At 56.1% G+C, this 23,626-nt stretch carries 21 protein-coding genes, 1 tRNA gene, 1 pseudogene and 1 riboswitch; of the genes and pseudogenes, 12 read left to right on the top strand and 11 right to left on the bottom strand.

From position 1 onward, the window contains the following. The 5 genes from AC2FPW_RS00520 to AC2FPW_RS00500 form a co-directional block, all read right to left on the bottom strand. A partial coding sequence (locus AC2FPW_RS00520; protein ID WP_496812230.1) for a helix-turn-helix domain-containing protein occupies positions 1 to 212 on the bottom strand: 212 nt, incomplete at its 3' end. Between the two features lie 132 nt (positions 213 to 344). Beyond that, a complete protein-coding gene (locus AC2FPW_RS00515) occupies positions 345 to 887 on the bottom strand; it encodes a DUF6538 domain-containing protein (RefSeq protein ID WP_496812229.1) in 543 nt (180 codons plus the stop codon). Positions 888 to 924: 37 nt separating this feature from the next. Then, the gene (locus AC2FPW_RS00510; RefSeq protein ID WP_496812228.1) at positions 925 to 1,116 is read right to left on the bottom strand and encodes a hypothetical protein; all 192 of its coding nucleotides are present in this window, start codon (positions 1,114 to 1,116) and stop codon (positions 925 to 927) included. Further along, entirely contained in the window at positions 1,109 to 1,282 is a 174-nt protein-coding gene (locus AC2FPW_RS00505) for a hypothetical protein (RefSeq protein WP_496812227.1), read from the bottom strand. Before AC2FPW_RS00505 ends, AC2FPW_RS00510 begins: the two co-directional genes overlap by 8 nt. 202 nt (positions 1,283 to 1,484) lie before the next feature. Then, positions 1,485 to 2,156: a hypothetical protein gene (locus AC2FPW_RS00500; RefSeq protein ID WP_496812226.1), complete on the bottom strand. Its 672-nt coding sequence runs from the start codon at positions 2,154 to 2,156 to the stop codon at positions 1,485 to 1,487. A gap of 158 nt (positions 2,157 to 2,314) precedes the next feature. Here AC2FPW_RS00500 and AC2FPW_RS00495 point away from each other — a divergent pair, with 158 nt between their 5' ends. The 5 genes and pseudogenes from AC2FPW_RS00495 to AC2FPW_RS00475 all read left to right on the top strand — a co-directional run. Next, entirely contained in the window at positions 2,315 to 3,673 is a 1,359-nt protein-coding gene (locus AC2FPW_RS00495) for a hypothetical protein (RefSeq protein WP_496812225.1), read from the top strand. Positions 3,674 to 3,833: 160 nt separating this feature from the next. After that, entirely contained in the window at positions 3,834 to 5,663 is a 1,830-nt protein-coding gene (locus tag AC2FPW_RS00490; protein WP_496812224.1) for a P-loop NTPase fold protein, read from the top strand. A gap of 550 nt (positions 5,664 to 6,213) precedes the next feature. After that, positions 6,214 to 6,406, top strand: a riboswitch (cobalamin riboswitch). Positions 6,407 to 6,559: 153 nt separating this feature from the next. After that, positions 6,560 to 7,564, top strand: a complete 1,005-nt coding sequence (locus AC2FPW_RS00485; RefSeq protein WP_496812223.1) for an ABC transporter substrate-binding protein — start codon at positions 6,560 to 6,562, stop codon at positions 7,562 to 7,564. A 14-nt stretch (positions 7,565 to 7,578) separates the two neighbouring features. Further along, positions 7,579 to 8,610 (top strand): FecCD family ABC transporter permease, encoded by a 1,032-nt coding sequence (locus AC2FPW_RS00480; protein ID WP_496812231.1) that lies wholly within the window; start codon positions 7,579 to 7,581, stop codon positions 8,608 to 8,610. Next, positions 8,607 to 9,116: pseudogene (locus AC2FPW_RS00475) on the top strand (ABC transporter ATP-binding protein); the annotation flags it as partial. The gene AC2FPW_RS00480 and the pseudogene AC2FPW_RS00475, both read left to right, overlap by 4 nt. 890 nt (positions 9,117 to 10,006) lie before the next feature. Here AC2FPW_RS00475 and AC2FPW_RS00470 read toward each other — a convergent pair. Next, positions 10,007 to 10,957 (bottom strand): GlxA family transcriptional regulator, encoded by a 951-nt coding sequence (locus AC2FPW_RS00470; protein ID WP_496812222.1) that lies wholly within the window; start codon positions 10,955 to 10,957, stop codon positions 10,007 to 10,009. Positions 10,958 to 11,123: 166 nt separating this feature from the next. Here AC2FPW_RS00470 and AC2FPW_RS00465 point away from each other — a divergent pair, with 166 nt between their 5' ends. From AC2FPW_RS00465 to AC2FPW_RS00450, 4 genes are read left to right on the top strand one after another with little or no spacing between them, the layout of a single operon-like run. Beyond that, positions 11,124 to 11,834, top strand: coding sequence for a GntR family transcriptional regulator (locus AC2FPW_RS00465; protein ID WP_480557693.1), 711 nt, complete (start codon positions 11,124 to 11,126; stop codon positions 11,832 to 11,834). Positions 11,835 to 11,841: 7 nt separating this feature from the next. Next, positions 11,842 to 12,759 (top strand): dihydrodipicolinate synthase family protein, encoded by a 918-nt coding sequence (locus AC2FPW_RS00460; protein ID WP_496812221.1) that lies wholly within the window; start codon positions 11,842 to 11,844, stop codon positions 12,757 to 12,759. A gap of 5 nt (positions 12,760 to 12,764) precedes the next feature. Continuing rightward, a complete protein-coding gene (locus AC2FPW_RS00455) occupies positions 12,765 to 14,261 on the top strand; it encodes an aldehyde dehydrogenase (protein ID WP_480773122.1) in 1,497 nt (498 codons plus the stop codon). After that, positions 14,258 to 15,598, top strand: coding sequence for an NAD(P)/FAD-dependent oxidoreductase (locus tag AC2FPW_RS00450; RefSeq protein ID WP_496812220.1), 1,341 nt, complete (start codon positions 14,258 to 14,260; stop codon positions 15,596 to 15,598). The genes AC2FPW_RS00455 and AC2FPW_RS00450 overlap by 4 nt, the downstream gene beginning before the upstream one ends. A gap of 2 nt (positions 15,599 to 15,600) precedes the next feature. On the opposite strand, the gene AC2FPW_RS00445 is transcribed toward AC2FPW_RS00450, so the two are convergent. The 4 genes from AC2FPW_RS00445 to AC2FPW_RS00430 form a co-directional block, all read right to left on the bottom strand. Beyond that, positions 15,601 to 16,335, bottom strand: coding sequence for an SDR family NAD(P)-dependent oxidoreductase (locus AC2FPW_RS00445; protein WP_496812219.1), 735 nt, complete (start codon positions 16,333 to 16,335; stop codon positions 15,601 to 15,603). Next, positions 16,332 to 17,063 carry an SDR family NAD(P)-dependent oxidoreductase gene (locus AC2FPW_RS00440; protein ID WP_496812218.1) on the bottom strand — a complete coding sequence of 244 codons (732 nt, stop codon included), beginning with the start codon at positions 17,061 to 17,063 and terminating at the stop codon, positions 16,332 to 16,334. Before AC2FPW_RS00440 ends, AC2FPW_RS00445 begins: the two co-directional genes overlap by 4 nt. Positions 17,064 to 17,077: 14 nt before the next feature. Beyond that, positions 17,078 to 18,181: a mandelate racemase/muconate lactonizing enzyme family protein gene (locus tag AC2FPW_RS00435; protein ID WP_480831418.1), complete on the bottom strand. Its 1,104-nt coding sequence runs from the start codon at positions 18,179 to 18,181 to the stop codon at positions 17,078 to 17,080. 71 nt (positions 18,182 to 18,252) lie between these two features. Further along, on the bottom strand, positions 18,253 to 19,800 hold the full coding sequence (locus AC2FPW_RS00430) for a trimethylamine methyltransferase family protein (RefSeq protein ID WP_496812217.1): 1,548 nt from the start codon (positions 19,798 to 19,800) through the stop codon (positions 18,253 to 18,255). A gap of 228 nt (positions 19,801 to 20,028) precedes the next feature. On the opposite strand from AC2FPW_RS00430, the gene AC2FPW_RS00425 reads away from it, so the two are divergent. The 3 genes from AC2FPW_RS00425 to AC2FPW_RS00415 all read left to right on the top strand — a co-directional run bounded on the left by AC2FPW_RS00425 (position 20,029) and on the right by AC2FPW_RS00415 (position 22,626). Beyond that, positions 20,029 to 21,495 (top strand): flavin-containing monooxygenase, encoded by a 1,467-nt coding sequence (locus AC2FPW_RS00425; RefSeq protein ID WP_496812216.1) that lies wholly within the window; start codon positions 20,029 to 20,031, stop codon positions 21,493 to 21,495. After that, the gene (locus tag AC2FPW_RS00420; RefSeq protein WP_496812215.1) at positions 21,496 to 22,494 is read left to right on the top strand and encodes an alpha/beta fold hydrolase; all 999 of its coding nucleotides are present in this window, start codon (positions 21,496 to 21,498) and stop codon (positions 22,492 to 22,494) included. 55 nt (positions 22,495 to 22,549) lie between these two features. Continuing rightward, positions 22,550 to 22,626, top strand: a tRNA-Met gene (locus AC2FPW_RS00415). A 553-nt stretch (positions 22,627 to 23,179) separates the two neighbouring features. Here AC2FPW_RS00415 and AC2FPW_RS00410 read toward each other — a convergent pair. Beyond that, a partial coding sequence (locus AC2FPW_RS00410; RefSeq protein ID WP_496812214.1) for a trypsin-like peptidase domain-containing protein occupies positions 23,180 to 23,626 on the bottom strand: 447 nt, incomplete at its 5' end.

Below are 23,626 nucleotides of genomic sequence, written 5' to 3'. Positions count from 1 at the left end.
CAATCCTGGATCTTCTCTGACAGATACCCCTCATAAGGCTCCAGAAGTCGTGGGCGCGGGTCACGCGGCCCATAAACCGGGACCTCAAGGCCCCGGTCCAAATATTTACGGACTGTCTTACGGTCCAACCCGGTCTGCCGCGCGATTGCGCTCACCGACAAACCCTGTCTTTTCAAATCATGGATCAAAACGATCCTCCTCAGTTCAACCACCCGATATCGACCTCCTATGGCTTCTCTTCAGGCGGTAATTTGGCCGACGTTTTGTTCGGGGGGCATGCCCCCCGAACAAAACACCTCAGCACGCTAACTGGGGAATTTTACCTCGGCCGTTTTGGGGAGAATTCATCCGGCAGTCACAATCGCTGACAGGAACTCTCGCCCCTCTGCCCGCGTCAGGCTGCAAACCGTTCGGTCACCATATCGGCTCGTGAACAGCCCGACGGAGTATCGGACCGACTTGAACCCGCTGGGTCGCAATTGACTACTGCGCCGGACAAGATAGGCGCGGCTCAGGTCACGGACCGCCACCTTTACCGGCACGACGGGTCGGGTGAAGGCAGGGCCATCCAGAACTGTGCCAGAGTCCCCCAGAGTGGCCCGGAGACGGACGAGAGACGATTCTGGCTGGTCAACCCAATCAGGAACGTTAGCGCCGCTCTCTGTACCAGACAGGGCTTCCTCTGCCTTGCCCCGGACTTGCTCCACCAGCGTTTCAAACCGGGCATTAACTTCAGCGGCACGAACGCGGGCGGTGTTACGATCACCGGTCTTGAGACTTTGCTTCAGCGCCTGAGCGCCCAGCGCGAGAGCCACGTCGACGGGATAGTTTCGTCGGTAGAGCCACGTATGACCCTTCAGATAGGCATAGCGAATGTGAGCAGACATGAGTCTCCTCCTTTCAGATTTAGGATTTGGGTTGGGTTCAGTCAGTGGAGATGAGTCGAACGATCATCTCGAGGGCCGGTTCGCCGTAGGTACCAGCCAGAGGGCCGGTGACAGCAAAGCCGGTCACGCAGTCTTCGAACACCTCGTCTACGCGGAACAGATGTTCAGGGACGTCATCGAAGGCGCGGACGACCACGACGTCACCGGGGTTCAACTCAAGTTCAGCCATCATCGCCTCCGTGTTTCCACGTCCAGAGGACCGCCAGCAGAACCAGCGCCGAGACAGCGGGGTGGGACCGTGTGACCACCCAAAGCATCGTCGTCAGGACAGCCTTGGGCGGTGGGTGCAAAAGAAAACCCCCGACGACAACGCCGAGGGCAGACAGGTACTTCATGGATCAAACTCCTGCAGTTGCTTCTTTATTTAGATGCAGGAAGTTCCTCGGTTTCTGGGTGGTGCGGACATGAAATTTTCTATGGGCGAATGTCTGACCTGAGGAACTTTTTTGCCGTTCGCTTCACGTTTGCCAATAGCCGCAGCCAGCCCGTAGCAGTCATTCTTTATTGAGCCGACTTCAAATGCGGCCACTAGCCAAATCACCAAAGTTTCAGAATAATGTCTCTGACCACGGCTTGGGTGATATCTAGTGTCGGAATCGCTAGTAGGAAACCTCCAGCGATGCCTAGACTTAGTGACGCGAAGCGAGCCAAACGGAATGTGTGCATCTCTCCTGTCCACCATTCTCGCGCCAAGTAGCTGATATAGTCGCCATGTCGCGAAATCATATGAGAACGAACATCAGGTCTGTAGCCGGACACCACCGGTTTTTTACTCCTGAACTTGTCAAACACTTTCCAAAATAAAGGCAATCTCGGCTTCCAGTGATCGGAAAATACTTGCGCTTCCATGTCTGCAAGCTCGTGGACGCTGTAGCGTTCTCCTACTCTGGCGGCGAACTCCATGTCTCCTTTGGCCAACTCTAAGATCTGCGGACGAAATGCCTTAAAAATTAGATTGGAAAAGAACAGGAGCAGACTACCAAAGAAAACCAACCTCATCTTGGCTATACCAGTTAGGAAAAATGGTGTTTCTGCACTCGGTTCAACTCCAGCTATCATTCGATATGAAATGATTTCAGCAACTTGGTCGTTGAAAAGGATCATATACCCAATGATCGGAACCAACGCGACGACGCGTGTTAAGTCATTGTTGGCAATTCGTTCAACTGACTGCCATTGCGTGAGTTTCCAGTCAGAATGGAACTTCATTGAAATGCGCTACTCCCTGACAGCCGTGGTCTTTCAACGACAAGAGAGGTTGTATCCCTCAACGTTTTGAGGACGATACCTCATTGAAAACTTGACGGAAAGCTGAACCGACTGTCTATTTGAGAGATAACATTCAATTTCAAGTTGTAGGCATATAGATGACTGAGAAGTTGCCAGATTACCTGGCTCAAGGCGAAGCCGCCCGTTTGTTCCCTGTTCTGTCAACCACATCAAAGGAAGGTCGCACAACGTCTATTGTGCTGGCCTGTATGGTTCAGATTGAAGAGTTGGGAGCCGCATTGCTTCAATCGGTGGGCCAGAAGCGCGGAAGACGGGCACAGGTTCATGCGTTCACCGAGGTAGTATTCAAAAACCAGTCCAAGACAATTAAGGACCGACCCGACGGATTGATTGTCCTGAAGGTTGGCTCTCGCGAGTGGAAGGCCCTTGTTGAAACCAAAGTTGGGAACAACACCCTCGATGCCGAGCAAATTGAAAGATACCGTGTTCTTGCCAAAGAGAACGGCGTCGATTGCGTCATCACAATATCCAATCAATTCGCGACTACGCCGACGGCGCACCCTGTTGAGGAAATCAGGAAGAGCAGGTCCAGGATTCCCGTGTATCACTGGTCATGGATGCATGTGGTCACGACTGCAGAGTTGCTGATCAGCAATGAGCAGGTTGAAGACAAGGACCAACTACTGTTGCTGAATGAGCTTAGGCGCTTCCTCAACCATGAGAGTGCTGGCGTTCAGGGTTTTCATAGGATGCCCAAAGAATGGGGCGATCTCAACAAACTGGTGTCGTCTGGCGGCGTCATTCCAGCACGGTCGCCAGAGGCACAGATCGTAGTCGACGCTTGGCATCAGGAAACCCGAGACCTGTCGCTAATCTTGAGCCGATTGGTGGAAACATCCGTTAGTGAGAAACTGTCGCGCAAGCACATCAATGATCCGGCTCAGCGAAAAAAAGACGAACTGATGATGCTTCGCGAACACCACCAGCTCCAATGCACATTGGATGTGCCGGACACGGCGGCCCCCATCGAAGTCACCGCAGACCTGAAACGACGGTGCGTCGACGTCGGTATGACCATCCGCGCGCCTGAAGATAAGAAGTCGACAAAAGCCCGGCTGAATTGGCTTCTGCGACAGATAAAGGTCGAAAACATGGAGGGGCTGTATATTCGCTTGCTTTGGCCTGGTGCCAGCGAGCCGACGCAGCACTTGGTTTCAGAATTACGGGAAGACATCGATATCTGCCAAGAAGGTAAAGACCACCTCGTTACGCACGGCTTCCATGTGTTCCTATCCAAACGCCTCGGCGGGCGTTTCACACAACAGGCTAACTTCATATCAGACTTAGAAAAAGTCGTTCCGCTATTTTACGGGGAAGTGGGTTCAAATTTGTCTGTTTGGAAGAAGGCAGCGCCCAGAATCAAACATGACAAACCAACAGCTGAGGACGTTTCCACAGATGCAATTGCCGAGGATGCGGAGGACTTCGAAGGCTGACTTAAGCCCCCAAAAAGTGTTTTATGAAAGCTCCACAACTAGGAGAATTCAGCACTCTATCAGCCCGAAACGGGAAAGATATTCATGCAATCAGAGGTGAAGCACAGAAGCGTTCTGCACCTGCTCGAGTAAGCGAGCTTCAATCATTATGGGTAAGTTCATGAGCATTAATGATGCTGCGAAAGGTGCGATTAGCGCATATCTTGCCATGTCGAAACCCGGCTATGCCCTACTAGTTGATGCGCCCTGGGGCGCGGGGAAAACGCACTTTGTACGACAAGTTTGTGAAGTAGACACGAAACACCACAAAGTACGCTACGTATCGCTCAATGGGGTAGTTGACGCTATTGGATTTCGCCGAGCGCTTCTCAAGGAGAGTTTGGACGTTGAGTCCGCGAAAAGGCTGGCGGGGATGGCCGACGCTTTTGCGCGTGTTTTCAAGATGGGTGACCTCGGCAGTTTGACGCGTGACTACCTTGAAGAGCGTATGATCAGTGAACTACCGGAAACACTCATTTTCGATGATCTTGAAAGAGCAACATTGCCACCGGAAGAAGCTCTTGGTCTGATCAATGATTTTGTTGAGCATCAGCAAAAGCGCGTCATTATCCTTGTGCATTCTGGTGAACATCCGGAACAAGAACGGTTTCGTCAACGGAAAGAAAAGCTCGTTGGGCGGACGATCCGGATTTTGCCCGACTTCACCGCAGCATTTCCAACGTTCCTTGAAGATGTCCCGGAAGGGCACGGCAAAACGTACCTGAAGGATCACGCATCTATCGTGAAAGAAGTTTTTGACCAGGCGGATCACGGCAACCTTCGCCTGCTGCGAAGTTCTGTTCGTGATTGCGCGCATCTCCTCGACACTATTGCGAGCGCGAGGTTTTCTGCTCAAGATGCAATGTCACGCTTTGTTCGAACATACCTGTCTATTTCGATGGCACTGGCGAGAGACGAGATCAGTTTAGAACAGCTATCTCACAGGGGGGGCGGTGTGGTCGTTGGAGCTGGTGAGGAAAATGAAGAGTTTCAGAATCTGAGACAACTAATTGATCGGCACGAGGGTGCAGACATATTCGCCCATAGTGGCTCTGCCTTTCCGATTTCACTTGATGAACCACTGTTTGTGAGGGGCTATATCGACCCCGCCCAATTGGAGGCGATCATTCAAGCAACCCGTCAATTTGAACCTCAAGAAGAAAACCCGCTTTGGAAAGTAGCAATTCATTGGGGCGACATGGGCTGGGATGAGATTGGCGCGCTAATCGAGCAAATTAATAACTACATTTTCGCCAAGACGCCCATCGAACCTGGACCTTACCTTCAACTTGCTGACACAGTTCTGCGCTTGCAAGAATATGGCGCCTTCACGGAAGACCGCCAGCAACTGAAGGATCGCATATTGAAGCGTGTTTCAGAGTTGCGAGCCGGAGACGCAATTCCACCTGCTAAGCTGGGAGTACAGTTTGGTTGGGGGCTACGCGGAAAACACTTTTCCTTTGGGGGATATGGATGTGATGCTAACGACGAGTTTTACGAGATCATTGATGCGATGAGGACAGCCCAGATCGAGGGCTATGAGGCTAGCCTACCCGAGATCACGTCAACGCTGTTGCAAGCGTTTGAAGACGATATCTCGCAAGTCTATCTCAAATTCAGATACGTCAACGACGAAGATTCATTCTACGGCGTTCCCATTCTTCATCTCCTCGATGTTAAACGCTTTGCTGCAGTTGCCATGAAGCATTTGAAGCAAGGCAATACGCAAGAGCTTTGCCAGGTTCTTGGCAAGATGTCTGATCGCCATGGCCCCGACAACAAGTGGGAAGACGAACGGAAATGGGCGTTGCAAGTACGCGAGGAAATGACCCGAATTGCCAAAGAGAACGGTCCTATTGCCCAAGCGCATTTACAACTTACACTCAAGTATTGTTGGAGGTTTCAAGAGCCTACCGACATCGGAGGGGGTGCTCCGACGAAAGAACAATAAGAGTGAGCTATGTGGTTCAATGTCGTTCAGCCTGCACGCACCGATTAGAACAACAAAGGTGGCCGATTTCCAACTCAGGAATTCGCACGAAGTATGTGACAGCGGTGAAAACCGCCAAACTTTGCAAAGCTCGCTTTCTGTGCCCATTTCCCTTTCATTCTTTACCTTGCACCCACACCACCCCCCGTCAGCCCCCGAAACGCCTCGTCAGCGGTCCTGTCCTGCGCCAGTTGGCGGTTCTCTAGCGGTCTCGTAACGGGTCTCTCTAGCGGTCAAAATGCCCGTCGATTCGCTCAGCAGAATGCCCCCGAAACCGCCCCAGTTTCTCGGGCTAGTTGGAAAAGTTCTAAGGTTTCATCGGGGGGCAAGGATTCCTACCACCCCAGCCATGATTTTCCCTAATATCACACACTATGAATCCGGGTCCGGATATTGGCGCGTTCTCAGCGGCTTTTCTGATATCAGCGCCATGTTGAGACGCGCAGGTCCATGCTCTTGCGAGAAAATAGGAAAGACCCCGGAGTTTTTTCTTGCCGCAGGGTAAGTGTTAAGGTACCCGCGTTTTACCGGTCCCGATGTGGCTAAGAGGGAATCCGAGGTGCCTTTTGGTGCCAACCGGAACTGCCCCCGCAACTGTAGGCGGCGAGCGCTGTCCATTTCCGTCACTGGGCCATTTTGGTCTGGGAAGACAGGACAGACAAAGACCCGTCAGTCAGGAGACCTGCCGGTATGAAACCGAAACACACCGGGCGGGGTTGTCCGGGGAGGTTGCCGAAGAAACGCGCCGGGCGGTCTATTTTCTACCCTGCGCTCACAGCAGGCAGTAAAGCGTCTGTTGCTTCGGTAAATGCCCATTCACCCGTTCTCTGGTCATTGACACATGGAGATCGATTGTCATGTTTCTACGCACTGGCCTGATTGGCCTTTCCTTGCTGGCTACCAGCGCTGCCGCCGAAGGAAACTTTCCCCTAACCATCGAAAACTGCGGTCACTCGGTCACGTTTGACGCGCCAGTGACGTCGTCAGTCACGGTCGGCCAAGCCGCGACCGAGGTGCTTTATGCGCTGGGTGTGGGCGAGCAGGTTCTTGGAACTTCGGTCTGGTTCAACGAGGTGCTGCCTGAATATGCCGAGGTGAATGCCAAGGTAGAGCGTCTGGCGGACAATGATCCCAGCTTTGAAAGCGTTGTTGCCAAGCGGCCGGGACTGGTCGCAGCGCAATATGAGTGGCATGTCGGACCCGAGGGCATCGTCGCCACGCGTGAGCAATTTCACGAACTGGGCATTCCAACGTATGTAATGCCTGCAGATTGCATCGGCAAAGACAATACGGTCGGCGGCGATGGCACCCGCCTGCAGGCGTTCTCGACCGATACGCTGTATCAGGGTATCGAAGAACTGGCGGCAGCCTTTGATGTGTCCGAACGCGGCACGGACCTGGTTGCCGAGTACAAGGCCCGCGAAGCCGCAGCCGTCGCCAAGGCGCAAACCGTGAAGCTGGACGATGTGTCAGCCGTATTCTGGTTCTCCTCTCCCGAAATGGAAAGCGACCCGTTTGTGGCCGGACAGAAAGGCGCACCGGGATACATGATGAGTAAATTGGGTATCCGCAACGTCGTCGAGACGGATGAAGAATGGCCAACAGTGGGCTGGGAAACCATTGCCAAGGCCAATCCGACGGTGATTGTTATCGCCAAGATGGACCGCCGTCGCTTTGCTGCGGACGACTACCTGAAAAAGCTGGAGTTCCTGCGCACTGATCCGGTGACCAGCCAGATGGATGCGGTCAAGAATGACCGGATCGTCATTATGGATGCGCAGGCCATGGACGCCACCATCCGCGCAATCCCGGCACTGGAGGATCTGGCCGAGAAGCTGGATACCATCGGAAACAACCTGTGAACGAGGTCGCCGCAATTTTACGGCAGGGTTTCAAGGCTGCGTGCTTTACCGTGCCATTGTTGATTGCGGCGGTTCTTGCGGGCGCGATGATCGGGGAGACCTCTCTGTCGCCCGATTTGGTTCTGTCCGTTCTGGCCAACAAGCTGGCCGGAGCGGACCTGCCCGTCGACCCCATTGATCAGGGTATTATCTGGAGCTACCGGCTTCCTCGCGCTCTGGTCGCTGCGTCCTGCGGTGCCGGTCTGGCTGTCGCAGGGGTCGTGTTGCAGGCTTTGCTGCGCAACCCGTTGGCCGACCCTTACATTTTGGGCATTTCTGCCGGGGCCTCGACGGGTGCCGTGGCTGTAACCATCGCTGGTTTGGGTGGGGGGGCCTTGTCGCTGTCTTTTGGCGCGTTCAATGGCGCGCTTTTGGCTTTTGGTTTTGTCGCGTTACTGGCCCGAGCCGCTGGCGCAGGGGGCGGACGGGCTGCGACGGCACAGATCGTCCTGGCGGGAATTGCCGGGTCTCAGTTGTTCAATGCGCTGACGGCCTTCATCATCGCCAAATCCGCCAATGCCGATCAGGCGCGCGGGATCATGTTCTGGCTGATGGGAAACCTCAGCGGCGTGCGCTGGCCGGATGTGTATCTGGCCATTCCGGTGGCCCTTGTCGGTTGGCTCATTTGCCGCTTTCACGCCAGAGCACTGGACGCCTTTATTTTCGGCTCTGATTCAGCGGCCTCGCTGGGCATATCGGTACGTCGGGTGCAGGCAACCCTGATCTTTGCGACCGCACTTACAACAGCTGTCATGGTTTCTGTCGTCGGATCCATTGGCTTTGTTGGGCTGGTCATCCCTCATGCTGCCCGGTTCCTTGTGGGACCGGGGCATCGCAGGCTTATCCCAACCGCCGCCTTGATCGGAGCGGTCTTCCTGATCGGCGCAGATATCGTGTCGCGCATCATCATCCCGGGTCAGGTTCTGCCGATTGGGGTGGTTACTGCCCTGATCGGTGCGCCTGCCTTTGCCGTAATTCTGGTGCGCGGCCAGAGGAGCGCCCGATGAAGATCGAGGCGCAAAACCTGACATATTCCGTTCGCGGCAAGACTTTGCTGTCAGACGTATCCTTTGTCGTGGAGCCCGGCGAAACACTTGCTTTGGTCGGACCTAACGGTTCGGGGAAATCAACGCTGATGCGCCTGCTGGCGGGGTTGGTACGTCCGGTTTCAGGAAAAGTCGTCATAGCGGGTCATCCCGTTTCGCATTTGTCGCGCAGACAAATTGCCCAACGGATTGCCATCGTTGAACAACAGGCTGATACGGCCGAACGCGTGACTGCACGATCCGTGGTCGAACTGGGCCGCACGCCCTGGCTGTCGGCCTTACGGCCGTGGCGCGCCGAGGACACCTGGCAAGTCGACAAAGCCCTGCAAACCGTGGAAATGGTCGATATGGCACACAGAGAATGGGCGACATTGTCGGGAGGAGAGCGCCAGCGACTGCACATCGCACGCGCTTTGGCTCAGCAACCGGGACTCTTGCTTTTGGACGAACCGACCAACCATCTGGACATTCATCACCAACTGTCGATCTTGAACTGTGTTCGAATTCTAAAAGTGACGACAGTGATGGCACTCCACGATCTGAATCAGGCGATGGCCTGTGACCGGGTGGCTGTTTTGTCAAAAGGGCGGCTGGTCTCTCTTGGCCCGCCCGAACATGCCCTGTCTTTGGAAACCGTTTCAGAAGTTTTCGGTGTCAAAGCGCAGTGGGGGTATAGTACCGGCGGGACAGAACGGTTTCTGTCCTATCATCTGGACTGACGGATTCCGATCGCTTCTGGTCGTACAGGATATCAGTGTCGTCAGCGCAGAATGTCAGATACGTACAATCTACGGCCTCAAAGCCATATTCCAACGGCGCGCAATCTTGACCTGGGTTTCCTCACAACCCGTCAAGTTGCCCGTCGAATGCTGTCTTGATTCTGACCTGGATTGGATTCGTTCGTTTTTTGCCTTCAAAGATGATCGGCAGGCGCGTTGTCCGAGCGTGGGTCGACCAAACCTCAGTGATGTGTTCACTACTTGTTTTGAACCGTGAAACAGATTCCTTTTAGAAACCTCTGAGGCCTGACCCAAGTCACGAAACGCCATCAGGTTGAACAGATTGCGGCGACCGCATGTCGATATTGCAGATTACCCACAATCAAAGCCTCAATCTGAGCCTTAAATTAACAGTAGATTAACGAAACAGGGCACAACAAATCTCTAGATGACAAGTTCTTGATGTACTTATGCCTATATCGAGATTTATTGGTGGGTAATCCTGCCGGTCTGTTGACTAGTCCAGTTTTTAACGAGGGGGTATCCCGGCAGGATCAGGGGGTGCCAGATCAGGCCAGTTCGAGGCCAACAGATCGCGGCACCCCCGCCGGTAAGCGCGAACCAGCAACCCATCTTTTTCAGTTGATCTTGTTGCGTTGCGCGTGCGGCGTGATGCCGAAACTGGACCTGTATACCCTAGAGAAATGACCCGGATTTTCGAAGCCGCAGGCCACGGCGACTTCGGTAACCGACGCCTCGGTTTGCAAAAGCAGCTTCCGGGCCCGTTCCAGCCGCATTTCCATAAAGTACCTTTTAGGGGAAGTGTTTAGGTATTTGCCAAACAACCGTTCAAGTTGACGGGTGGAAATACCCAATTTGTCTGCAATGTAGGATGGGGAAACTGGGGTTTCCAGGCTGTCCTGCATAATGTCTATCGCCTTTGCCAGGTGGGCATTGCGCATTCCATTGCGCGACTGCAGCGAAACGCGCTGCTTGGCGGTCGCATTACGCACCGTGTTATAGACCATTTGATCCGCAACATCGGTGGCCAGCTCTTCGCCATGGTCGCGTTCAATCAGGTGCAGCATCAGGTCTGCGGTCGCGGTCCCACCTGATGCGGTAATGTGTTTTTCGTCGGCGACAAAGACGCTGCGCACCAGATTGATATCCGGAAAGGCTTCCATGAACGCGTCGTGGTATTCCCAATGGATCGCCGCCTGCATACCGTTGAGGAACCCGGCCTCGGCCAGCAGCCACGCGCCGGAACACAATGCCCCGATCCGCGTTCCACGCGCTCGTTCGCGCCGCAGTGTGGCCAGAAGGGAACGGGTCACGTGGTCACGCATGTGAATGCCCGACAAAACAAAGAGCTGATCGCACTTGGACAGTTCCTCAAGTCCGGAATGCACGAGGGTGACGGACCCATTGGAAGACACGGCCTGCTCGCCCTGTTCGGATACAAATGACCAGCGATACAGCTCTTCGCCACTTACAAGGTTGGCGATTCTCAGCGGCTCGACCGCACAGGAAAAGGCGAGGTGCGAAAACTCCTCGACCAGGATGAAGGCGAAGTGCTGCGTCTGAGGCATGAGCAGGACCATTTCCAAACTGGGCCGACGCCCGAACGTGAGTCTATTTTGCAGACATCCATGCTGCACGAGATTTTTTTGTATACAAGTTGTATTTTTTAGAAATACAAAACTGTGACCTCCGCGATTCGAACGCAGCTGCCACAGGACTTAGTGAGGCCAAAGGATGAAAGACGAAGCCAAGTCGCGCAAAAATGCGCTAAGAGAACACCTGAAGATGTCCATCCTGACGCTGCGCCTTCGTCCAGGTGACGATCTGGATGAGGCGCATCTGTCCGATGAATTCGGCCTGTCGCGCACGCCTCTGCGCGAAGTGTTTCGTCAACTGGCTGGCGAAGGCTATCTGGATCTGCGAAAAAACCGCAGTGCCCGTGTTTCGGAAATGTCCTACACCACACTGCGCGATTTCTTCCTTGCCGCGCCGATGGTTTACGGGGCCATCCTGCGTCTGGCGGCAGTGAACGCGACTAACGCGCAAATCGAAGAACTGAAAGCGGCTCAGCAAGCATTCAAAGCTGCCCTTCGTTCAGGGTCGGCCGAAGATCGCGCACTTGCCAACAACCGTTTTCATGACGTGACCGGAGAGATGTCCGGCAATGTCTACCTGCTGCCGTCATTCAACCGGCTGCTGATCGATCATGCACGGATTGGCATGACATTCTACCGGCCACAGACAGTTGAAATGTCCGAAAACCTGTCGCTGGCCAGCCAACAGCATGACGCGATCATCGCAGCCATCGAGGCACGCGATGAAGCCGCGGCGGCGAAACTGGCCGAGGATCACTGGAACCTGTCCCGGGATCAGATCGGGATGTTCGTGATGCCTGACGCGCTGGATGTGCCGATGGGTATCCCACCATTTTCGAAACCCGCATGAGGACGGAATGAACCCGATTTTCAAGTTTGAAGGGATATATACCCCTGTGATCACCCCCTATCACGACGATGGTAGCGTGAACTGGGACGCCCTGTCCGACGTGATCGAATACCTGATCGAAAATGGTGTGCACGGCCTGATTTCCGGCGGATCCACAGGTGAGAATTATGCCCAGACCGTGGCGGAGCGGCTGGAACTGGCCAAATTCACGCATCAGCACCTGAAAGGGCGGTTGCCCTTGGTGGTTGGCACGGGCGCGATGCTGACTTCGGACTCGATTGCGTTGGCCGCGGGCGCGCGCGACATCGGCGCGGACGCCATCCTGTTGGCCAGCCCGCCCTATTCGGTACCGACGGATCGCGAAAACGCGCTGAACGCGCTGGCCATCGACAAGGCCGCCGACCTGCCGGTGATGCTTTACAACTATCCGCACCGTACCGGCACAATGATGGGGGAAGAGTTCCTTGACCGCGTGGGTCGGAGCCGAAATTTCTGCGGCATTAAGGAAAGCTCGGGCGATATCAACCGGGTGCATCTGTTGGCGCGGGATTATCCGCATATCCAGCTGGGCTGCGGCATGGACGACCAGGCACTGGAGTTTTTCGCCTGGGGCGCACCATTCTGGGTCTGCGGCGGTTCGAACTTCCTGCCAGCAGAACATGTGGCATTGTATGAGGCCTGCGTGATCGAAGGCAACTTTGCCAAAGGGCGCCGCATCATGTCTGCGATGATGCCGCTGATGCGGGTGCTGGAACAGGGTGGCAAGTTCATCCAGACCATCAAGCATGGCGTCACCATGAACGGGATCGACGCGGGTATCATGCGGCCTCCACTGAAGGGCCTGAACAAAGATGACAAGCGCGCGCTGGAACAGGTGACGCGCGTGCTGACGAAGACAATCGCTGACATCGTGGCTGAGGGGTGACAAACATGGATCTGCTGACACAGGACGAATACAAATCCATCGCCGCAGGTCTGAACCTGCCGACAGGTGCCTTTATCGACGGCGCATTCCGTCCGTCGTTCTCGGGCCAGACCTTTGCGACAGAGAACCCTGCAACCGGTGAAAAACTGACCGATATCGCATCCTGCGATGGAGCGGATGTGGATTTTGCGGTCGCGAAAGCTCGTGAGGCGTTTGACGATGGCCGCTGGAGCAAGCTGCATCCGTCTGATCGCAAGGATATATTGATCAGGTTGTGCAAGCTGATAACCCGCAACGCCCGTGAACTGGCCGTGATGGAGAGCATCGACAGCGGCAAGACGATCTTTGACTGCGAAACTGTTGATGTGCCCGAGACGATCCACTGCCTGAAGTGGCACGCCGAGGCGATTGACAAGATTTACGATCAGGTTTCGCCCGCCAGCGACGATCACATCGCCATGGTGGTGCGCGAGCCAATCGGCGTCGTCGGTCTGGTGCTGCCGTGGAACTTTCCGCTGCTGATGCTGGCATGGAAGATAGGGCCAGCACTGGCGGCAGGCTGTTCGGTTGTTGTGAAACCGGCGATTGAAACCACTTTGACGGCCCTGCGCCTTGCCGAATTGGCGATGGAGGCCGGTTTGCCACGCGGTGTATTGAACATCGTTCCCGGTGGCGGGGCCGAGGTGGGCGAACCCATTGGGCGGCACATGGATATCGACATGGTATCCTTCACAGGCTCAACCGTGACCGGCAAACGCTTTCTGACCTATTCGGCGGAAAGCAACGCCAAAGAGGTGGTCTTGGAGATGGGCGGCAAGAACCCAGCCATCGTGATGGACGATGCCGAAAACCTGGACAGGGTGGCGGCGCATATCGTCAATGGCGCATTCTGGAACATGGGTGAAAACTGCTCGGCCTCGTCACGCCTGATCGTGCATAAGAAAGTGAAGGCCGAGCTGCTGGAGCGCATCGCGCATCACGCCAAACAATGGAACACGGGCGACCCGCTCGACCCCGAAACCCGCATGGGCGCACTGGTGAGCGAAGATCACTACACCAAGGTTTGTGGCTATCTGGATCAGGCCGAGAACGTGGTGATCGGTGGCAAGGCAGACAACGGGTTTGTCGAGGCCACCGTGGTCGAAGTGCCCGGCAACGACGCTGCATTGGCGCGCGAGGAAATCTTTGGCCCTGTCTTGTCGGTAATTGAAGTCTCGGGCTTCGATGAAGCGATCCAGATCGCGAACGACACCGACTATGGCTTATGCGCCTCGATCTTCACGGCCAATGTCAAACGCGCCATTCGAGGTGCGCGGATGATCCGCGCAGGCACCGTGACAGTGAACAGCTTCGGCGAAGGTGACATCACGACACCCTTCGGTGGTTACAAGCAATCGGGCTTTGGGGGTCGTGATAACTCGATCCACGCGCATGATCAGTACACCCAGTTGAAAACCATCTGGATCGATCTGGCCGATGACGCGGATGAGGCCGTCGGTTGAGCCGACATGACGCCAAAAGGCTACCCCGGCAGACAGGTCCGTCGGGATGGAACGCGATTCTGCCGCCCCAAACACCTCTGGCGGTGCTGGAACGGAACCTTACCGCGGATATCACAATAGTTGGCGGCGGGTTTGCCGGGCTCAGCGCGGCACGGCGGCTGCATCAATTGGATTCTTCGCTGAAAATCGTTCTGCTGGAAGCCGATCGCTTCGCGGAGAGCTCGGCAGGCCGGAATTCGGGGTTCATGATCGACTTGCCCCATGATTTGGCCTCGGATAACTACGCGGGCAAGGGATCAGAGGCAGATCGCGCCACCATTGCGCTGAACCGCAAGGCCATTGCCTTTGCGACCGAAGTGGCCTCGGATTGCGGGCTGCCACAGGAAATGTTCGACCCTTGCGGCAAATACAATGCCGCCGCCACCAAAGCGGGCGACGCGCATAACCGCGCCTTTGCCGCGCACCTGAACAAACTGGGCGAGCCGCATACGCTTTATGATCAGCAGCAGATGCAAGAGATCACAGGCAGCCCGCACTATACCTCGGGGCTTTATGCGCCGGGAACAGTGATGATCCAGCCTGCGGCATATGTGCGGGCGCTGTCTGCCCGTCTGGCCGGGCAGATCAATGTATTCGAGCATTCACCCGTCATCCGTATTGAACAACAAGGCGCAGGCTGGGTGGTCAGCACCAACAAGGCCAAGGTCAGCACCGGGCGGATCATTCTGGCCAACAATGGCCATCTGGAGAGCTTTGGGTTCTATCAGCGGCAGGTGATGCACATATGCCTCTATGCCTCGCTCACAGCGCCGCTGACCGACGCGCAGATCAAGACAATGGGCGGGCAGTCGCGTTGGTCGGTGACGCCTGCGAACCCAATGGGGACGTCGGTACGGCGTATCTCGGGAAGCTATGGGGATCGCATCCTGATTCGCACCTGCTCAAGCTTTCATCCAACGATCGAAACCAGTCCAATGAGGCTGCGCAATGCAGGCTGGGTGCATGACAGAAAGTTCAGGGAACGCTTTCCGCATCTGTCAGATGTGCAGATGGAGCATCGCTGGGCCGGTATGCTGTGCCTCAGCCGCAACGGATCTGCGGCGTTTGGCGAATTGAAGGATGGTGTGTTCTCGGCCTGTTGTCAGAACGGTCTGGGTATCGCTCGAGGCACCTTGCAGGGAATAGGGGTGGCAGAACTGGTACTGCAAGGTGGATCAGAGATTGCAGATCATTTTCTGGCGCAACCGGACCTGCCGCGATTGCCACCCGAGCCGTTCGCCTCGTTTGGAGTAAACAGCTATCTGATCTGGAAAGAATGGCGGTCAGGCAAGGAATGAGGTCAAGGCAAGCTGAGCTTCGCCATGCGCCCTCCATCCACCGTATAGACCTGCCCGGTGACAAAAGCTGCATCCTTTGATGCCAGAAACGCGACGAGCGCCGCAACTTCTTCAGGACGTCCCGTCCGGGTGACAGGGTGGATTTTGGCAATGTCGCGACGGAATGCAGCCGGGTCGGGCTTGGATTCGATGAAATCCTCATTCAGCCCGGTATCGACCCATCCCGGCGCAACGGCATTGCATCGGATGCCTTCGGCCCCGTAATCCACGGCAACGGCGCGGGTCAGGCCGTGCAACCCTGCTTTGGACGCGCAGTAAGCGGCGTGGCCGGGATTGCTGCCCAAACCTTCGATGGATCCGGTGTTGACGATGGTGCCTTTGGTTTTGCGCAAGTAGGGCAGTGCGGCCTTGATCATCAGGAACGGTGCGGTGAGGTTGACCGCCAGGATACGCTGCCAGTCCTCAAGGCTCATTTCCTCGACCGAGGCTTCCTGCATCATGCCGGCGTTGTTGACCAACACGTCCAGACGCTTGGCTTCAGCGATCACATTGCCGACCACCTGCTCGGGGCTGTTGGGATCGGTGAAATCAGCAGCGATTCCATGGAATTCTCTGTCCTCGCCGCGTTGGGCGGTAAAGACCTGTGCACCTTCGTCTTGCAAACGTCGGGCGATGGCCTGACCGATGCCGCTACGCCCGCCGGTGACCAGCGCTACTTTTCCATCGAAACGCCTCATGAAACGGGCTTCCCTCCGTTGACCTCGACCAACGTACCGCAAACATAGCGCGATGCGTCCGAGACAAGGAACATGATCACGTCGGCGATGTCTTCCGGTTCGGCGATCCGGCCCAGCGGTACGGTTTGGCCCAGCGAGGCCACCGCGGAATCGGGATCAAAACCCCGCTTTTCAAAGCCCGAGCGCAGCATCGGAGTATTCACTTCGTTCGGGCATACCGCGTTGATGCGGATGCCCTGATGGGCGTGGTCCATGCCCATGCACTGGGTCAAGGACGCAATGGCCGCTTTGGTCACGCAATACACGGCGTGGTTAGGGCCCGGACGCAACCCCCAGCAGGACGCGGTGTTGACGATGGCCCCACTCCCTGCTTCGGCCATGATTGGAATCGCGGCGCGGCAGATTCGAAAGGGCGCTTCAACGTTGACCCCCAGTGACAGAGACCAATCCGCATCAGACGTTTCCGTGACCGACCCGCGCGTGATGACGCCTGCATTGTTGATCACGATATCGAGCCCACCCAGCGCCGAAGCCGCAGCCTGAGGTAAGCAATCAGAATAGGCGGGATCAAGTAAATCGCCGGGCAGATGTGCCTCAGCCTCGATGCCACCGACCGACCGGTCTGCGACGGCGACCCGCGCCCCCGCGGTGCGCAGGCGTTGAACGATTGACGCCCCGATGCCACCGGCTGCGCCAGTGACCAGAGCCGATTTTCCATTCAGGTTCATAAAGTCATCCAATGTTAGAACGATGCAACCGGAGCACCGAATTGGCCTTCATCAGGAACCACGCCCAACCCCGGCCCGGTTGGCAGTTCAATATGCCCACCTTTGATCCGGATGCCGTTTTCAGGGTCGTAGTTTCCCTCGATATAAGGCGCAGCCAGCCAGACACCTTCCAGCAGGTCGGGCCGAACGGTGGCACCGATATGAGTACTGGCGGCAGCGATGATGTCTCCTCCCCAGCTGTCATCGCAGGTGTGTGGCAGGTTGCGCGCCTCGCAGATGTCGCGGAAAGCGCGCATCGGATGCAGACCGCCGATGCGGGTGACCTTCATGCCGAACCCATCGACCAGACCGGTGCCCGCTGCCGAAATCACGATGTTCAAGCTGGTGCTGTTTTCATCCATGTATATACCGTGTGCGACCTGAGGCCGGATCTTCTGCAAGTCTTCGATGGTGTTGCAGGGCTGTTCCATGATGAACGGGATTTCGGGGCATTCGCGGCTGACGCGCAGGGCGTCGCGCGTGGTCCAGCCCCGGTTGCCGTCGACGGCAAGTCGCATGCCTGATCCTTTGACCACATCCCAGACTTTTCGGATGGTTTCGATGTCGATCTCGACCGGGCGACCCCCAACCTTGATCTGCAGACGGGGGTAGCCTTCTGCCAGCTTTTCGCCTGCCAGCCGGGCAATGTCATCGGGCGCGCCGACGCCAGTGGCGTAGTAGGATGGTACCTTGTTCGTGGTCGCACCGCCCAGCAGGTCACAGACCGGAACGCCGAGATGCTTGCCCAGCAGGTCATGCACCGCGATATCGATGGCCGCCTTAGCATAGGCATGCCCGTTCAGCAGCCTATCCATCCGGCGATGCAGGGACAGGGGCAGTACCTCGACCCCGATCAAGCCAGGGGCCATTTCGGCAAGCGCTGCGCGGGCACCTGCTGCGTGCGCCTCGGCATATGTTGGCCCAACTGGGCAGGTTTCCCCCCAGCCAACCAAACCGTTGTCCGCCACAACCTTCACCAGCGTGGTATCCAAGGACCAGACCTGTGCATTGGCCATGGTGTAGGGTCCGTTTTTGACCGACAGGTCGTGGCTGTAGATGTGCAGTTCAGCGATCTTCATTTTGGTCTCTTGGTCTTGAACGAAAAAGAACCCGCCCGGTGTTTCGGGCAGGCCAGCACTGGGAGTTTGCATCAGTATGTCTGGTTCAGCTCATCTGCTGCCGGAATTTCCCTCTCGCGGCGGGCGATATAGTCCAGAAGGGCGTCGTTCTTTGCCTCATCCAGCTTGGGTTCCTGATACTCGGCCAAAAGCTTCCTCGCGTAATTCAGGGCGCGTTCGGTGATTTCAACTTCGCCTTCCGCCACCCATTGTTCGATCGAGTTGTTGTCAAACAGTTCCGGCATGAAGAACGCAGTCTGGAAATTGTCCTGCGTGTGCGGATGACCCAGATAGTGTCCGCCGGGACCCACATCAGAAACCGCCGCCAGCGCCTGATCGAAATCGTGCCATTTAGGACCTTCCGCCATCCGATAGGCCATCGCGCATTGTTCCGCGTCCACCACAAACTTTGCGACCGAACAATGCATCCCCGCCTCGTTCCAGCCTGCCGAATGCCAGATGTAATGGGCCCCTGCGTGCAGAACAGCGCCCAGAGTTGTCGCGGATTCGTACCCGGCCTGCGCGTCAAACGTCTTGGCCCCGCCCAGCGTGTTCGAAGTGCGCCATGGCACATCGTAAAAACGCGCCATCTGACCAATCATGAAATTCATCAGACTGATTTCAGGCGTCCCTGCCATCGGTGCACCGGATTTCATCGAAACGGTTGACAGATAGTGCCCCCAGATCGCCGGACAGCCCTTGCGGATCACCTGCGTGTAAGCCAGCGCCGAAAGCGCCTCGGCGGTCAGCTGTGCCACGGTTGCGGGTACCGATGCGGGCGTATTGGCACCGCCCAGAACGAAGGGCGAGCACAAAACCGGCTGATTGCGACGGCAGAAGGCCCGCAGCGCTCCCAGCATGGTTTCGTCCCAGACCAGAGGGCTGTTGCCATTGCAGTTGCCGGTGGTAACAGGATGGTCATCAATGAAACCTTCGCCGAACAGGATATCGCACATGTCCATCACATCCACGGCATTCTTGGGCGAGGTGGTCATACCCATGAAGGTCTTGTCCGAGTATTTCATCGACGAATAAGTGATGCGCAAGTGCCGCTGGCTGATCGGGTGATCGTAAGGTTCGACGATATGATGGGCCGAACTGTGCAGTGCGGGCATCATGTGCGACAGTTTGTGAAACATCGCCAGATCGTCCAGCGTCGGGTTCCGGCGCACGTCGTCAAGATCACGAAGAAACGGCGCGCCGGTCATCGGCACGAAGATCGAGTGCTTGCCGCCGAGAGCGAGGTTCTTTTGCGGATCGCGCGCGTGATAGGTGAATTGCGCCGGAATGGTCGCGATCAGCTCGCGCACCATGTTGCGGTCCAGAAAGACCAGCTCTTCTTCGACCTTTGCCCCCGCTTTCTTCCAGTCTTCCACTGCGGTCGGGTCGCGGAACTGGACACCGACGTTCTCCAGAATATCCATGGCGGCCTTGTCGATAAGCTCAACCTGACTTCCGTCCATAACTTCGCAATGCGGGATGCCGCGTGTCAGCCCCGGCAGCATGTCAAAATTCGGCGCGGTGCGAAGAGCGCGGCGCGCGGAACGCCCACCAGCGCGTGTAAGAGTACGGGTCGACAAGGGGCAATCCTCCTGTTTTGAATCAGACTGACGGAATTGCGCGCCGTTCACCTCTCTGATTGCGATATGTGTTTGCAGGAAGCGACACCGCCCTGATGACGGTTTTTCAACATGTCTGTTCACGTAAGGTCGTTCAGTCATTTTACCTTGTGTGACCTACTTCACTGCCAATCACGTGCAGACATCTGCAACAGATATCCATAAAGTTGTTTCAGGAGGGGCGCTTCAATGCACCACACGACAGAGATGCTGATCATCGGTGCCGGGTTCTCGGGGCTGACGATGGCGCTTGAGGCGCGCAAACGTGGCATCAAAGATATCGCCATTCTGGAAAAGGCCGAAGATATCGGTGGCACGTGGCGCGAGAACACCTATCCTGGCGTTGCCTGCGATGTTCCTTCGCATCTGTATTCCATGGCGACCCACCCTAATCCGCACTGGAGCCGCGCCTATGCCGGTGGCGCAGAGATACAGAAATATCTGCAAAATGTCGCGCATCAGGAAGGGTTGTATGATCTTTGCCACTTTGGGCAGGCGCTGAAATCGGCGAAATGGGATGGCACGCTTTGGCAGGTCGAAACCATGGATGGCCAATTCTGGTCGGCCCGGTTTCTGGTCTCGGCCATCGGCGCGCTGCATCATCCCAGCATTCCGGACATTCCCGGCGCCGACAGCTTTCCCGGCCCCTGTTTTCATTCGGCCGAATGGGATCACACCGTCGATCTGACCGGAAAGCATGTGGCCGTTGTCGGCACCGGGGCGTCAGCCGTTCAGTTCGTGCCCGAGATTGCCAAGGTTGCGCGCCACGTCACCGTTTTTCAGCGCAGCGCGCCTTACGTCATGCCGCGCCCTGACGGACCGATCGCGCCTTGGGTGCGCAATCTATATGCCTACCTTCCCCTGCTTCCGCGCATCCGGCGCAAGCTGATTTTCATGTTCTTCGAGTTTCGTCACCGCGTGTTCAGGGGCGAGGAACGCGCGATGAACTTTGCTCTGAAGATGTGGCGAAAATCGCTGGAAGGCGCGATTGCCGACCCAGAAGAACGGCGCATTCTGACCCCGGACTATCGAATTGGGTGCAAACGCATTCTCAGTTCAAATGACTGGTACCCGGCGCTGGCCCGCGACAATGTCAGCGTCATTCCGCACGGCGTTGCCAGTATCGATGGCAACAGCATCCTCGCGTCAGATGGCACCAGGGCAGAGGCAGACGCGCTGATCTGGGGCACCGGGTTTCAGGTCACCAATGTCGTAGAGAGGTTGGATATTACTGGCACAGATGGGCTAACGCTGCGGTCGGCCTGGACAAACGGGATGTCTGCTCATCTGGGCACGGCGATAGCCGGTTTTCCCAACTTTTACATCCTTCTGGGGCCTCATACCGGGCTTGGGCATAATTCGGTCGTGTTGATGATCGAAGCCCAGGTCGGGCATATCGGTCGGGTTCTGAGCGAGATGCAACGCAAGGAACTGTCGGTGATCACCCCCGATGCGGCGAAACAGGCGGCCTTTACACGGGAAATGCAGGACCGCCACGCGGACAGTGTCTGGCAGACCGGAGGCTGCACATCCTGGTACATTGATGCGGATGGGCAAAACACGACGCTTTGGCCCGGAACAGTTGCCGAATTTCAGAAACGCATGTCACAATCGGGATTGGAGCAATACATCCCTATTAGGACCGGAGACAGCTAGATGACAATTTTTCTTAGCCTGGTTGCGGCCTTTGCCGTCTTTCTTCTGACCATGGCCCTGTGGACCCGGCGTATAACCCGTCAGGGGCAAACCGTGCCGCAGATGGGCCAGATCGTGCCCGTGCAGGGCGGTAGCATCCACTATGTGGAAAAGGGCAATACGGACGCGCAGACGGTTATCCTGATTCATGGTCTGGCTGGGCAGTTACAGCATTTTACCTACGCGTTGGCAGATCAACTGGCCGAGGATTTCCACGTCATCGCGCTGGATCGCCCCGGTTGCGGATATTCAACCCGGGATACGGCAGAACTCGCACAATTGCCGCAGCAGGCCGCGATGATAGCTGAGTTTCTTGAAACCAAAGGCGTGAATCAGGCCGTGCTGGTCGGGCATTCACTGGGCGGTGCGGTGTCGCTGGCACTGGCTTTGGATTACCCCGAGCGGGTATCCAGCCTCGCTCTGTTAGCACCACTAACGCACAGGCTGCCTGAAACACCGGTGATCTTCAAACCGCTCGAGATTCGGACCAAATGGCTGCGCAGTCTGATTGCCAACACGATTGCAGTGCCCATGGCCTCAAAAACAGCGCCGCACAGTCTGGGCGTGGCATTTGATCCTGAAACCCCTCCAAATGACTTTCTGGACCGGGCGGGTGGCGCGCTCGGGCTGCGCCCTTCGGCCTTTGTCACGGCCTCGCAGGACGTTATCGGGTTGGATGCCAGCTGCGATGCGCTGGTGGCCAGATATCCTGAGCTATCGGTCCCCGGTGGGATATTGTATGGTCGTCAGGACGCACTTCTGTCCCCTGCCCTTCACGGACCGCCGATGGTCAAATATGGTCTGAGCTATGAAGAGCTTGACGGTCTGGGTCATATGATCCTGATCACAGAACCGGAGATATGCGCCGCGTTTATCCGCAGAACGGTGGATACCACGATATTCCGTCAGACGCCCTTGCAGGACACGGCGACAGAGCCCGTGAAAGAATTCCCCGGTTAGGGCGATTTCCCTCTTGACCCTCCCCGGCCCCTCGCTTACATCGCCTCTCACTCACGGCGGAGTAGCTCAGTTGGTTAGAGCAGCGGAATCATAATCCGCGTGTCGGGGGTTCAAGTCCCTCCTCCGCTACCACCATCTCATTGCAAGATACTTAAAATAAATAGATTTGCTCTGGTGCGTCTCTAGATACCCAACATTTCGCCCAACATTCAAAATTTGATGCAACTTGAAGCGCGCGCAACTAGCCATCTGCTGCTTTTGGACTTACCGGCCCCATCCCCAAACGAAAATGGCGGTGAAGCAGTTGATCCCGCATTAAACTCGAAACGATGCTGAATTCGTTTGCGCTGAAAAGATGCCTCAATAATGCCTTTTCCAAACTCTTCATCGCTATGCAAAAGTTAACACATTGTTAACGGAGAATGTTTGTGAAGCACCTTAATTTACTCAGCCTTTCTGCTCTTGTCCTATCATCCGCAGTTGCATTTGCTCAGAATCAACCCGAAAAGCCTAACAAACTGCCAATACCCACAGCGCCCTTTTGGAACCTAATGAGCAGCAAGCAAGACGCAAAGGTGTACAACGCCGCGTGTTGCAAGGTGTGCCGAAAGGGCAAGGCTTGTGGGAATAGCTGCATCAATCGGAACTATACGTGCCACAAAGGGGTTGGTTGCGCGTGTAATGGTTAACGGCATTCTACAAAGGTCGTGAAGCTGGCAGCTAACTCGGCAACTTCCTCAGGTTCTAATTTAATGTCTTCCAAACTGAGAATCGGATTAATGGCATTCTGAGCTAAGAACAGTTTTGCAATCTCTCCTCGTACGGCAAAGTTTACGTTCTGTGGCGTATCTCCGAGAGCGTCAGTAACTACCCGCTCGTTCAGTTTTGCGACAACCACGCCGACCACCTCGCCATCGGATGCAAGCAAAGGACCACCTGAGTTTCCGCTTTGAATGGGGCTAGTAATCTGCATGGTGCTCAAGTCGCGTCCCAGGCCCCTCAAAGAAGAAACGGACCCGCGAGTAACGTTAAGTCCACCTAGGAGACCAGCATACGGGCTTTGTTGCACAAATGGCGTGAGGGATTCCCTGTTTGAATCCAGTGGGGTAGCAATGGTGCATGAGCAGTTGGT

Source organism: Ruegeria sp. SATB027 (assembly GCF_059613825.1).
Note: the sequence above shows the minus strand (reverse complement) of the source record. Positions and strands in the feature narration are given on the sequence as shown.

What these genes read in the sequence shown, in the direction of transcription:
- AC2FPW_RS00495 (WP_496812225.1), top strand. Translation starts at nt 2,315, where the DNA reads ATGACTGAGAAGTTGCCAGATTACCTGGCTCAAGGCGAAGCCGCCCGT.
- AC2FPW_RS00470 (WP_496812222.1), bottom strand. Translation starts at nt 10,957, where the DNA reads ATGCCTCAGACGCAGCACTTCGCCTTCATCCTGGTCGAGGAGTTTTCG.
- AC2FPW_RS00505 (WP_496812227.1), bottom strand. Translation starts at nt 1,282, where the DNA reads ATGAAGTACCTGTCTGCCCTCGGCGTTGTCGTCGGGGGTTTTCTTTTG.
- AC2FPW_RS00490 (WP_496812224.1), top strand. Translation starts at nt 3,834, where the DNA reads ATGAGCATTAATGATGCTGCGAAAGGTGCGATTAGCGCATATCTTGCC.
- AC2FPW_RS00515 (WP_496812229.1), bottom strand. Translation starts at nt 887, where the DNA reads ATGTCTGCTCACATTCGCTATGCCTATCTGAAGGGTCATACGTGGCTC.
- AC2FPW_RS00425 (WP_496812216.1), top strand. Translation starts at nt 20,029, where the DNA reads ATGCACCACACGACAGAGATGCTGATCATCGGTGCCGGGTTCTCGGGG.
- AC2FPW_RS00455 (WP_480773122.1), top strand. Translation starts at nt 12,765, where the DNA reads ATGGATCTGCTGACACAGGACGAATACAAATCCATCGCCGCAGGTCTG.
- AC2FPW_RS00465 (WP_480557693.1), top strand. Translation starts at nt 11,124, where the DNA reads ATGAAAGACGAAGCCAAGTCGCGCAAAAATGCGCTAAGAGAACACCTG.
- AC2FPW_RS00460 (WP_496812221.1), top strand. Translation starts at nt 11,842, where the DNA reads ATGAACCCGATTTTCAAGTTTGAAGGGATATATACCCCTGTGATCACC.
- AC2FPW_RS00440 (WP_496812218.1), bottom strand. Translation starts at nt 17,063, where the DNA reads ATGAACCTGAATGGAAAATCGGCTCTGGTCACTGGCGCAGCCGGTGGC.
- AC2FPW_RS00445 (WP_496812219.1), bottom strand. Translation starts at nt 16,335, where the DNA reads ATGAGGCGTTTCGATGGAAAAGTAGCGCTGGTCACCGGCGGGCGTAGC.
- AC2FPW_RS00485 (WP_496812223.1), top strand. Translation starts at nt 6,560, where the DNA reads ATGTTTCTACGCACTGGCCTGATTGGCCTTTCCTTGCTGGCTACCAGC.
- AC2FPW_RS00435 (WP_480831418.1), bottom strand. Translation starts at nt 18,181, where the DNA reads ATGAAGATCGCTGAACTGCACATCTACAGCCACGACCTGTCGGTCAAA.
- AC2FPW_RS00420 (WP_496812215.1), top strand. Translation starts at nt 21,496, where the DNA reads ATGACAATTTTTCTTAGCCTGGTTGCGGCCTTTGCCGTCTTTCTTCTG.
- AC2FPW_RS00510 (WP_496812228.1), bottom strand. Translation starts at nt 1,116, where the DNA reads ATGGCTGAACTTGAGTTGAACCCCGGTGACGTCGTGGTCGTCCGCGCC.
- AC2FPW_RS00500 (WP_496812226.1), bottom strand. Translation starts at nt 2,156, where the DNA reads ATGAAGTTCCATTCTGACTGGAAACTCACGCAATGGCAGTCAGTTGAA.